This is a genomic window from Pelotomaculum sp. PtaB.Bin117, from assembly GCF_002067195.1.
GTDB lineage: Bacteria > Bacillota > Desulfotomaculia > Desulfotomaculales > Pelotomaculaceae > Pelotomaculum_D > Pelotomaculum_D terephthalicicum.
This window is the reverse complement of record NZ_MVQM01000050.1, coordinates 1-11,076: the sequence shown is the minus strand read 5'-3', so window position 1 is coordinate 11,076 and position 11,076 is coordinate 1. Positions and strand designations below refer to the sequence as shown.

General features: G+C 50.9%; 12 protein-coding genes and 2 pseudogenes. 8 read left to right on the top strand and 6 right to left on the bottom strand.

Annotation, left to right across the window (positions count from 1 at the left end):
* From A4E54_RS03135 to A4E54_RS03120, 4 genes are all read right to left on the bottom strand, one after another.
* On the bottom strand, positions 1–410 hold a 410-nt coding region (locus tag A4E54_RS03135), incomplete at its 3' end, for a MarR family winged helix-turn-helix transcriptional regulator (RefSeq protein ID WP_286724316.1).
* A 268-nt stretch (positions 411–678) separates the two neighbouring features.
* A complete protein-coding gene (locus tag A4E54_RS03130; RefSeq protein WP_286724318.1) occupies positions 679–2,055 on the bottom strand; it encodes a phosphomannomutase/phosphoglucomutase in 1,377 nt (458 codons plus the stop codon).
* A 95-nt stretch (positions 2,056–2,150) separates the two neighbouring features.
* Positions 2,151–3,146 (bottom strand): UDP-glucose 4-epimerase GalE, encoded by a 996-nt coding sequence (gene galE / locus A4E54_RS03125; RefSeq protein WP_286724314.1) that lies wholly within the window; start codon positions 3,144–3,146, stop codon positions 2,151–2,153.
* Positions 3,147–3,253: 107 nt separating this feature from the next.
* Positions 3,254–3,433 (bottom strand): hypothetical protein, encoded by a 180-nt coding sequence (locus tag A4E54_RS03120; protein WP_240083546.1) that lies wholly within the window; start codon positions 3,431–3,433, stop codon positions 3,254–3,256.
* Between the two features lie 256 nt (positions 3,434–3,689).
* Here A4E54_RS03120 and A4E54_RS03115 point away from each other — a divergent pair, with 256 nt between their 5' ends.
* The 4 genes from A4E54_RS03115 to A4E54_RS03100 all read left to right on the top strand — a co-directional run bounded on the left by A4E54_RS03115 (position 3,690) and on the right by A4E54_RS03100 (position 7,718).
* A complete protein-coding gene (locus A4E54_RS03115; protein ID WP_286724311.1) occupies positions 3,690–4,997 on the top strand; it encodes a BaiN/RdsA family NAD(P)/FAD-dependent oxidoreductase in 1,308 nt (435 codons plus the stop codon).
* Between the two features lie 47 nt (positions 4,998–5,044).
* Positions 5,045–6,250, top strand: a complete 1,206-nt coding sequence (locus A4E54_RS03110) for a THUMP domain-containing class I SAM-dependent RNA methyltransferase (RefSeq protein ID WP_240083548.1) — start codon at positions 5,045–5,047, stop codon at positions 6,248–6,250.
* Positions 6,243–7,163 carry a radical SAM protein gene (locus tag A4E54_RS03105; protein WP_240083549.1) on the top strand — a complete coding sequence of 307 codons (921 nt, stop codon included), beginning with the start codon at positions 6,243–6,245 and terminating at the stop codon, positions 7,161–7,163. The genes A4E54_RS03110 and A4E54_RS03105 overlap by 8 nt, the downstream gene beginning before the upstream one ends.
* A 384-nt stretch (positions 7,164–7,547) precedes the next feature.
* Positions 7,548–7,718, top strand: a complete 171-nt coding sequence (locus A4E54_RS03100; RefSeq protein WP_240083550.1) for a YegP family protein — start codon at positions 7,548–7,550, stop codon at positions 7,716–7,718.
* Here A4E54_RS03100 and A4E54_RS15725 read toward each other — a convergent pair.
* A pseudogene (locus tag A4E54_RS15725) lies at positions 7,715–7,867 on the bottom strand (toxin-antitoxin system HicB family antitoxin); the annotation flags it as partial. The gene A4E54_RS03100 and the pseudogene A4E54_RS15725 overlap by 4 nt on opposite strands.
* 44 nt (positions 7,868–7,911) lie before the next feature.
* Positions 7,912–9,177: a hypothetical protein gene (locus tag A4E54_RS03095; RefSeq protein ID WP_240083551.1), complete on the bottom strand. Its 1,266-nt coding sequence runs from the start codon at positions 9,175–9,177 to the stop codon at positions 7,912–7,914.
* Between the two features lie 482 nt (positions 9,178–9,659).
* Between A4E54_RS03095 and A4E54_RS03090 the strand changes: the two genes are divergently transcribed.
* The 4 genes and pseudogenes from A4E54_RS03090 to A4E54_RS03075 all read left to right on the top strand — a co-directional run bounded on the left by A4E54_RS03090 (position 9,660) and on the right by A4E54_RS03075 (position 11,047).
* Positions 9,660–9,845: a hypothetical protein gene (locus A4E54_RS03090; RefSeq protein ID WP_240083552.1), complete on the top strand. Its 186-nt coding sequence runs from the start codon at positions 9,660–9,662 to the stop codon at positions 9,843–9,845.
* Positions 9,846–9,858: 13 nt separating this feature from the next.
* Positions 9,859–10,098: pseudogene (locus A4E54_RS03085) on the top strand (spore coat protein); the annotation flags it as partial.
* Positions 10,099–10,371: 273 nt separating this feature from the next.
* Positions 10,372–10,596, top strand: a complete 225-nt coding sequence (locus A4E54_RS03080; RefSeq protein ID WP_240083554.1) for a DUF1659 domain-containing protein — start codon at positions 10,372–10,374, stop codon at positions 10,594–10,596.
* Between the two features lie 214 nt (positions 10,597–10,810).
* Positions 10,811–11,047 (top strand): DUF2922 domain-containing protein, encoded by a 237-nt coding sequence (locus tag A4E54_RS03075; protein ID WP_240083555.1) that lies wholly within the window; start codon positions 10,811–10,813, stop codon positions 11,045–11,047.
* The last annotated feature ends 29 nt before the right edge of the window (positions 11,048–11,076 follow it).

The following is an 11,076-nucleotide window of genomic DNA, read 5'->3' as shown; positions in this document are numbered from 1 at the left end:
TCGTATATCTGAATAAGCCTTTCAAGATCTTCTTCCGGCAACTGGCCCACGTATTTTTCAACCACCTTCGCGCGGGATTTCCGGCAGTTCGCAACAGTATTTTCCCCTTCTTCGGTTAACGTAAGCCATACCAGGCGCCGGTCCTGTTCATCGCGGCTCCTGTCCACCAGACCCGCTTTATGCAGCCGGTCGGCCAGAGCGGTAATGGCGCTCAAAGAAACGTTCAAATCTTCGGCAACTTCAGAAACGGTGACTCTTCCCTTGTCTCTGAGCTTTTTCAACACAACAAACTGACTCATAGTTATGCCGCTAATCATATTTTGAGCCAGTTCGGCATGCAACCGCCGGGCTATGTGTTGAAAAACTTCATCCAGTCGCTCCAAATAAAGGATTAGTTTTTCTGAATTCATATCTGTCCCTCATTTAAAAAATAGTTAATATTTTGAATGTTTCATGAGTTAAAGTATATCTCTCATTTTTTACCGTTGTCAAGGATTAACTTTAAATATATTAACGAATCTAACAATTATATTAACAAGACAAACAATTACCGCTCATATTCAATAACATGAATTAACCTTCCGGCACTTTCGGGCATATAACGCGGCTAAACAATAAAAAAGCCGACTTTTACAGATCGGCTTTTCCCGGGCATATTATATATATCTACAAATAAACTTAGTAATCCCACTCAAATTGCTCAACCTGCGGAAACTTCTCCAGCGCTTCCCGCATAACCGAGCAGATCCGCTGCAGGCCTTCCGGTGATTTCGCCTCACAGCGGGCTACTAAAACCGGCTGGGTGTTAGACGCGCGCACCAGTCCCCACCCGTCGCCGAACAGTACCCGCACCCCGTCGACGTCAATTACCTCATATTCTTTTCTGAACTGCTCCACCAGCCCCTGCACCACCGTAAATTTATCTTGATCGGCACAGGGAACCCTGGTTTCCGCCGTGGAATAATATTTAGGCAGGCCCGCCAGCATTTGCGAGAGCCTTTCATCAGCACGTGACAAAATTCTCAGCAGACGCCCGGCGGCATAAAAAGCGTCGTCGAAACCATAATACTCGTCGGCAAAGAACATGTGCCCGGACATTTCACCGGTAAAAACAGACCCGACTTCTTTCATTTTCGCCTTGATCAAAGAGTGTCCCGTTTTATAAAAGAAAGGTTTTCCGCCCAACCGGACAACCTCGTCCACCAGGGCCTGGGAGCATTTTACCTCGATAATCGCCTGCGCCCCGGGATGCTTAGCCATAATCTCCCGCCAGTAAAGACACATCAGCAGATCGCCCCAGATAATCCCCCCGGACTCGTCCACCACCCCGATCCGGTCCGCGTCACCGTCAAAGGCCACTCCCAGGTCCGCCCCCTGCTCCGCCACAACCTTCCTGAGTTCAACCAGATTCGCGGTCTTGACCGGGTCAGGCTGATGGTTCGGGAAGGCTCCGTCTGATGTACAATACAATGGGACAACCTCACAGCCCCAATCGTGTAAAACCTGTTCGGCAAACAAAGCGGCCGTCCCGTTGCCGCAATCCACCGCTACTTTTAACCGGCGCGGTCCAAGATGGATTTTTTCCTTCAGCATGGCCTGGTAAGGCAGTACCCCATCACGCCGCTCCAGTCCGCCTGAACCCGAAATAAAGTCTTTTTCGTCCATTAGAGATTTCAGCTTTTGAATATCCGCGCCATATATGGTACCGCTGCCGAGAGCAAGCTTGAACCCGTTTTCATCGGGCGGATTGTGGCTTCCGGTAATCATTACCGCGCCGTCAATCCCGTAATGAACCCTGGCGTAGTATAGCATCGGCGTTACTACCAGGCCGATGTCGATTACGTCACACCCGGTAGAGCGCAGGCCGTTGATAATGGCGCTGCGCAACCGTTCAGAGCTGAGGCGGTTATCCCTGCCGACCAAAACCTTGCCGGTGCCGGATGCCCTGACATATGTGCCGAAGGCTTTTCCCAGCAGCTCAACAGTGTCGTCCGTCAGATCACGCCCTGCCACTCCCCGGACATCATATTGGCGAAATATTTGCGGGTTGACCATAGCCGCCACCCAACCTCCTCTAAATAGTTTGAACTAATTATAACATAGTTGCTCCTCTTTATCCATTTTTTAACTCTATGCTTACACGTCTCAAATCAGGATTCAGGAGTCGCATATCCCCCGGGATGACTGCCGTGCCACCGCCAGGCTGTCGCAATAATATCCTGCAGGCCGGGAAAAGATGGCCGCCATCCCAATTCATTCTTGATTTTTTCCGCTCCCGCCACCAGCACGGCCGGATCACCCGCCCGCCGCGCCGCGTATTTTACCGGAATGGGTTTGCCGGCCACTGCCTCGGCCGTCTTGATTACCTCCAGGACAGAGTAGCCGTTGCCATTGCCCAGATTGTAGATCTGCGAAGCGGCGCCGCCCGCCATTGCCTCCAGGGCCAGAACATGAGCATCCGCCAGATCGTTGACGTGAATATAGTCCCTGACACAAGTGCCGTCAGGAGTGGGATAATCCGTGCCAAACACATCCAACCGCGGGATCAGCCCGAGGGCCGCTTTCAGCACCAGGGGAATCAAATGGGTTTCGGGTTCGTGGTCCTCACCGATATCCCCGGCGGGGTCGGCTCCCGCGGCGTTAAAATAGCGCAGGGAAGCGTAGCGCAGGCCGTAGGCCTCCCCGTACCAGCGCATGGCTCCCTCCAGAGCCAGCTTGGTCGCCCCGTAAGGATTTAACGGAGCGGCCGGGTGGTTTTCCGTTATCGGCACTTCCATCGGCTCGCCATACACCGCCGCGGTTGAAGAAAACACAAAATAAGGTACTCCGGCCTCAACAACGGCGTCCAGAAGCGTCAGCCCGTTTACCACATTGTTCCGGTAGTAATCAGACGGCAGGCGAACCGATTCGCCCACCAGGCTGCTGGCGGCAAAGTGCATTACCGCTCCAATATCATACCCGGCGAGAAGACGCTTCAGCAATTGCTTGTCGGATGTATCCCCCCGCACAAATTCCAAGTCCTTGACAGCCGCCTGGTGCCCTTTGGTGAGGTTATCCAGCACCACCACCCGGTGTTTTTTATTTACCAGCACACGGGCGGTGTGGCTGCCGATATAGCCTGCGCCGCCTGTTACCAGAATATTCATTGCTCCACCCTCTTTTTCAATTATCCCGATCAATTGACCAGGCGATCGGGTTCTTCAAACAGATTATAGCTTATGTTTTTTTCCGGAATATGTCGGGCAGGGAGCAATCAATAATCGGCTTCCTGGTTATATAATGGTAAACCGGTCAAATTTGACAAATCCTTTGCTTGTTCAACCGCTTCCTCCTTCGTAGCGGCGGTCCCCATCACCGGACCGTCCTGCTCCGTGGAAATGGCGATACGCTGGCCTGCGGAAGTTATGACGAGAATAATAAACCATTCAGGCATTTGTCTTACCACCTTTCTTGTCCACCAATAGTTGTAAGCAACTGGTATAGTTCGGCACAGCTGAAACAATTTCCTTTTCACATGGGGCAACTTTTTTTGCTCACTATTATTGTCAACAACTTGTGTTTTTTTGTTTTATAGATTAAGATCCCTTAAAAGAAAGCGCCTTTTTGCCCTGATAATTTCCGGCCTTACTTATAAATGCAATTTCTGCGCCAACTTTATTCACGAATCTATAAATGATGAGGATCAATTAATGGGCGGACCAAAAAACAACCCGGCCCAGGCGGACGTCCTGGTGATCGGCGGCGGCCCGGCAGGCATGTTCGCGGCGGCGGCCGCCGTGATGTCGGGGGCAAAAGTGACTTTACTGGAGAAGAATGATCGCTTGGGACGCAAAATGAGCATCACCGGAGGCGGCCGGGGCAATTTGACCAATACCGCGTCGCTGCATGATTTTATTAACAACGTTCCGGGAAACGGAAGTTTCCTGTTCAGTGCTTTAACCCGCTTTTCCAGCGCGGACTGCAGAAAATTTTTCAAAAACCTGGGGGTGCCCACAAAAGAAGAGGAATGCGGACGGGTTTTCCCGGTTCGTGAACGAGCCGGCGAGGTCGTGGACACGCTGGCGGAATATCTGGCGGCCTCGGGCGTGCAGGTAATTTATCAAGTCAGGGCGGCTGGCTTGTTGCTGGCGAATCGCCGCTGTCAGGGAATAATTACCGGCGGGCGGCGCGTATTTTCCGGCAAAACAGTGGTTATCGCCACCGGCGGGGCTTCCTATCCGCAAACCGGCTCAACGGGAGACGGTTATTTGCTGGCGAGCCAGGCCGGCCACCAGGTTGCCCCGCGGCATCCCGGCCTGGTACCGCTATGCCTCGCCGAACAGCATTTATGCAGACATTTGCAAGGGCTGTCCATTACAGATGCCTCTCTCACATTAGCTACCGCCGCGGGGAAAACAATCGCCGCCGAACGGGGAGATGTTCTTTTCACCCATTTCGGCATTTCCGGGCCGGCCGCGCTCAGGTTAAGCCGGGCGGTTGCCCAAAAAACCGCTGCCGCCGGCGCTGGCGGTCTGCGCCTGCTAATGGACGTTTTACCCGATATAAGCGAGGAAAACCTGGCCGCGTCGCTGCTTTCCATGGCTGCGGAACAGCCGCGAAAAGCGGTCATCAATATTATCAAACAAATACTGCCCGGCCGTCTCGCAGCCGCGTGCGCCAAAATGCTCCAGGGAAGCGAACATCAAAAATCCGGTGAAACAAGCAAAGGAGCCTGGCGTGAAGCCGCCCGGCTGTTCAAAAACCTGCCTTTCACCGTAACGGGAACACGGCCGCTTGCCGAGGCGATGATCACCATCGGCGGGGTAAGCGTGCGGGAGATTGACCCCCGCACCATGGCTTCACACCTGGTCGACGGCCTTTATTTCGCCGGCGAGGTGATCGACGTGGACGCGCACACCGGCGGTTATAACATGCAAGTCGCTTTTTCCACCGGCTGGTCGGCCGGACTGGCGGCGGCGGAAGAAGCAGGCTTTCCGGCAGCAGCAATACCCAGGTAATTACCGCATCATTTTAGAAATTTAATGACTGAAGCAGGTGATCATCAATGGCTGAAATTGAATTAATCGCCACCGCCGCTTTCGGCCTGGAAGCGGTAGCGGCGCGGGAAATCCGTGCGTTGGGCTATGAGCGGACCGTTGTGGAAAACGGCCGGGTGACCTTCCAGGCCGACGAACGCGCCATCTGCCGGGCCAACCTGTGGCTGCGCAGCGCGGACCGGGTGCTCGTCAAAATGGGCGAGTTCCAGGCCCTTTCGTTTGAAGAACTTTTTGAAAAAACCAAGGCCCTGCCCTGGCCGGACTGGATTCCGGAAAACGCCGCCTTCCCCGTGCAGGGCAAGTCGATAAATTCCAAGCTGTTCAGCGTTCCCGACTGTCAGGCCATCGTCAAAAAAGCGGTAGTTGAGAAAATGAAACAGCGGTACCGCAGGCAGTGGTTTGAAGAAACCGGCTCCCGGTATACGATTGAAGTCGCTCTGTTGAAAGACATGGCCACCCTGACCATCGACACCAGCGGCGCGGGCCTGCACAAGCGCGGCTACCGCAAACTGACGGGCGCCGCCCCGCTCAAGGAAACCCTGGCCGCCGCCATGCTCAGCTTAAGCCGCTGGAAACCTGAGCGCGTACTGATTGACCCCATGTGCGGCTCGGGCACGATCCCCATAGAGGCGGCGCTAATCGGCCTGAACCGGGCGCCCGGCTTGAGGCGGGAATTTGACGCCGAAAAGTGGCCGGCCGTGCCCGCCCGGCTATGGCGCGAAGCGCGCCAGGAGGCGGAAGACGCGATCCGCCGCGAGCGGCAGTTAACTATCCGGGGAACGGACATGGACAAAGATGTCTTAAGTCTGGCCCGTTACCACGCCCGCCTTGCGGGAGTGGAAGACCGGATCCACTGGCAGCAGTCGCCGGTGGCCGGGTTGCGGGCGCGGCAGAAATACGGGTACATTATCTGCAACCCTCCTTACGGGCAGCGCCTGGAAGACCTGCCGACCGTCAGCCGTCTCTACCGGGAAATGGGGCAGGTTTTCCAAACCCTGGACACCTGGTCATTCTATATATTGACCGCTCACCGCGACTTCGAGAAGCTGTTCGGCAGGCGGGCCGATAAAAAGCGCAAGCTGTACAACGGCCGGATTCAGTGCAACTATTACCAGTTTTTCGGGCCCCGGCCGCCGCGCCGGGATTCCGCGGCTGCCCGGGAACCAGGCGCGGAACCGGATTATATGGAAAGGAGGACCATAAAAGATGGTTGACCAGGCAATGGCGGCCTTACGCCGCTGCAGCCTTTGCCCGCGCCGGTGCATGGCGGACCGGCTGCGCGGCGAAACCGGCTTTTGCGGCGCGGGAGCCGCCGCCACAGTCGCCCTCGCCGCGCAGCACCACGGGGAAGAACCGTGCCTCAGCGGCAGCCGCGGCTCAGGCACAGTCTTTTTCTCCCGCTGCAACCTGCGCTGCGTATACTGCCAGAACCACGAGATCAGCTGGGGAAGCGCCGGAAAAGACCTGTCAGCAACTGAGCTGGCGGATGTATTCATGCGGCGGCAAACCGCCGGGGCGCACAATTTGAACCTGGTCTCCCCCACCCCATACATACCCGTCATTGCCGCCGCCCTGCGCCGGGCGAAAAACCGGGGGCTGAAAATACCTGTCGTATACAACTCCAACGCCTACGAAAACGTGGCAGCCCTGCGGCTGCTGGAAGGATTGGTGGACATCTACCTGCCCGATCTGAAATATTTCACGGAAGAAGCGGCCTTCCGCTACAGCGGGGTAAAAGACTACTTCGCAGTCGCCGCAGCCGCTGTTTTAGAAATGCACCGCCAGGCGGGAAACCTGACCTTCAATAAAGAAGGTCTGGCCCGGCGAGGCCTGCTGATCCGCCACCTCGTCCTGCCCGGCCAACACGACGCCGCCTGCCGCGTTCTGGATTGGATACACTTCAACCTGCCTGCCGCCACCCACGTCAGCATCATGAGCCAGTACGTGCCGCTCTGGCGGGCCCGCCGGTATCCGGAAATCAACCGCCGCCTCTCCCCCCGGGAGTACCGGGCCGTACTCGAGCACTTTGCTCAAACCGGCCTGCAAAACGGTTACATGCAAGATTTAGCGGCGGCAACGGAGGAATACGTGCCCCGGTTCGACCTCAGCGGTCTCAGCGGGCATTGAATATACTGAAAGCGGGACGTTCTCATTTTTATTGTTGGATTTTCCAAGAAAAAATTAGTCATCCGGAAGGATGGCTTTTAGCTTTGCCCAAAAGCATTATTCGGATATAAATTGCTGCATTGCATTTAACGTGGCCGATTGGAAAAAGTGGAGGTATAAAACAAAAAAACGCAAAATAACGCCATAAAACAGGTTAAATAATTATATACAGAGATTTTTGAGCTTGACAACGAAAAATCAGAAATTTTAAATTATAATTGATTTTACACCCTCCCCTTGGAAGGGCGCTATTGATAAGCCAAAAAGCAGGTGGCGTGTATTTATGTCTGAATGTTTGTTCACCTGTTTTTTGCCAAGACTTGATGGTGGAAAGGGGGTGAGCAATTGGATAAGTGGGAAGATAAGTGGGAGTTTTATAAAGATAAAAGGGGATTTTGGCAATGGATGCGCAAAATATCAGATGGAACAACTATTGCTTCATCTACTCGAGGATATGAAAACAAGGATGACTGTATTGAAAATGCCAGATCGCGCGGGTATACTGATAATGATTAAAAATTAGAGCCTCCGGGCTCTTTTTTTTTTGTAAAAAATACGCTCACCATCCGCATTCCTGGCCAGAGCCAAGGTGTTAAATCCCAGGGAGTTGCGACAAGGGCACGGTGAAAAGACTTAGGTATACGAATATTAAACTTGCCGGAGCAGCAAAACTGTCACCGGTTATATACCTAGTTGAAGACCGGCGAAGTCAGTCGTTAATCTGGCAGTCTGATTTTCCCGCATTTAGATAATTACATATTTTTGTCCAAACACGTTGCGTCTCAAGGAATTCTTCGTAATGCTTTTTTACATCATTATGATAACGTTCTAATTCGGTTACTATATTCATAAATTCCTTTCTTTTAAAGTAATTACAAAGCTTAGGCAGTGTTTCGGCCAATTGCTGCCTCATCTGTTTGATTCTCTCATCGTAAATATTTCGTTGCGCTATATATAAAAGAAGTGGTTTATATCGAATCCAGCCAATACAAGCGTTATAGAAGCGGGTGATAATTTGCTCAGAGTCAATCTTAACATATTTGAGATTAATAGGAAGTACCCCGTCAAGCAAATGATTATAGGTAGAAAAACCATCATGGAATGTATAACATGGTATGCGCATCACCCGGTGTTCGCCAAGACAGGTGCTTAAAAAAGTGTCTTCACCACGCGCATCCGGTGGATTGTAAAACGGTCTGACCCGTCTGGGATTGGTTAGATTAATACAAAGGTTCCCGCCCGAGATGAATTTGCAATGATTAATTTCCTTTACTTCCTCCACCGTGTCGCTGGTGAGTACGTTTGTATCGGCATAAGTAACTCCGCCGTTGTCCATAACCGCTCGTATCGAATCCCAGTTAATGATATCATTGCTTATAGCTTCTATGAATAAGCGAAAATCCCTTTCGGTCAGGATATCGTTGAACTCGATATACGGAATAGGTGAAACATACCCGCAATGGTATCCGTGAGTGATATCAGCTTGATCAATATAACGCAAATGAGTACCCAAAACATGCTGACCACCCCATATAACGTTGGAGCGTGTCTTGGTTACTGCCATGGGATATTCGTCATCGTCCAAGAAAATAAGATAGTCAAGGTTGTTTTTAATAGCAATGTATAGAATGGCATTACGCTGAGATGCATATCCGGTACCAAAGAAACGAGCTTCTTTTTCATTAATAACATTGTCGCGAATAAGCTGTTTAATTTCTGCTCTCATCTCTTTTTTACCAATAAAATAGGCATTATCAATCAAATCAAGCACTTCTTGTCTTATTTCAGTATAATCACTTGGTTTGGTATTTGAATATTTCAGATCATACGCAATTAAAAGGTTTAGACTGATTCCTTCTCTTTCAGTCAAGCCATTTTCTCTCCAGTTGTATACATAGGTTTTTAAAACCTTTCGAAAACTCTTACGCCCTGTTGCGAAACCTATTCCCACCTGAATATTTCTGTATTTCCCCATTATGAAACCTCCTTTACCATTCTTACAACAGCGTAATAGTAACAAAGGCTCATTTCACCTAGTATGAACCAGTTGGAAAAACTGCCAGCAATCTTTAACGTTCCCACCCCCCGTAAAGGTGATATTAAATTCAGAATATATTCCGCATTCTATTACCTGGTATAATTTATCAAAAAATATTTAATTTAGGATACCAAAATCAATAGATATTAGTCAATTCCAGGGATAGAAGCCTAAAGATAAATAAGCGCGATTATTTGTGCTTTTTAAGGTATTTTTCAACGATCGGCCGGGGTTTGCTTTAGTTCGACAACTATACTGAAAAGCAATAAATCTAAATTTAAGCGAATCCAAATACTGTTAATAGGTTTGCAGAGCTTTCCGGCTTTCAAGCGGAAATTTTTGTTTTTCATACGAATAGTAAAAAACCAAACGGAAAAAATAATACCGCTATAAAATAATCCGTGAAAGGAGCAATATCTGTGGCACATTTAAATCAACTTGAGCTTCAAAACTTAAGGCACCTGATCGGCTCCCACGAAACAGCTCATCAAAAACTGCAGGCGTATTCCCAGCAGGCCAGCGATCCCCAGGTCAAGCAAATTTTTGAAAAGTCTGCGCAGGACGCCAGAAACACCAAGCAAAAACTAATGTCATTCTTAAGTTAAGGAGGAAAAATTCATGCGCGAAAAAGACATGGTAAACGACGTGCTGTCCATGGTTAACAGCAGTCTGACCGGTTACGCCAGTGTCATTTCCCAGACAGCAGACCAGCAGTTAAGACAAACCATCCAGCAAATCAGGGATAACGACGAAAAATTCCAATACGATCTTTTTAAACTGGCGGAACAAAAGGGGTTTTATCAGCCCGCGCAGCAGGCTGACCCGAAAGATATCCAGCAAATCAAGTCCCAGTTGAGCGGCGACATGGGCGGCATCAGCGGAACAGGCGCTGAAATGAGCGGCAGAGGCCGGATGGACTGGTAGCAAAATTAGTTTCCAGAAAACTAAAATTTGGTATTGACACCATAATTATCGCTCGTTATAATAATATCGAACGTAAGTTCGGGGGCAGGGCAAATGGTCAAACATTTTACCTGCCCAAAATGTTTTGTGCCATAGCCCTCCTCATTTTAATCAAAAACAACACTGAAGGCGCTTTCAACAGGCCTTCCCGGAGAGGAGGTGAACCATATGGCTGTAAACAAGGTCCCCGCCGCTTCAACACTCAGGCTGGAACTCCGCGTGGGTGTCAGCGCCAGCGGCAACCCGGTTATCCGCAACAAGAATCTGGCCAACGTCAAATCCACGGCGTCCGACCAGGATCTGTACGACGTCGCGGCAGCGCTGGCCGCCCTGCAACAGTACCCGTTGAACGGCATCTCGCGCGTCGACAACGCCCAACTGGTTCAGGTTTAGATAAACCGAAACAGTATCCGGCAATTGTGATCGATTGATAATCATCACACAATTGACCAACAAAATAACGAAGAAAGGAGAAGGTTTCCGGCAGTTGCTTGTCAAAAGAGCGTCCTAGTGTCGCCGGCATGTTTAACTGCCTCCCGTGTAGTCGGACGGGGGATATATTTGAGCGGTTAACGGCTCAGGTATTTTTAGGAAACCGGTAAACGGATTGGCTACTACGACTGAGCAAACTTTGCGCATGGTTTTCCGCAACCAGGAAGGCAAAAACGTTACCATTACTCTGGGTAATCCCAAGGAAAACTTGACAGCGGCAGAGATCGAGACAGCCATGGACTTGGTTGTCGCCCGGAACATTTTTGCCAGCGCGGGCGGAGACATTGTCGCCAAGCAGGACATCAGGGTAATCAGCAACACCACAAACGATATGTATGACCCGTCCGCCTAGAATCCGGGCGTTCATATAAAGGCGGGGGG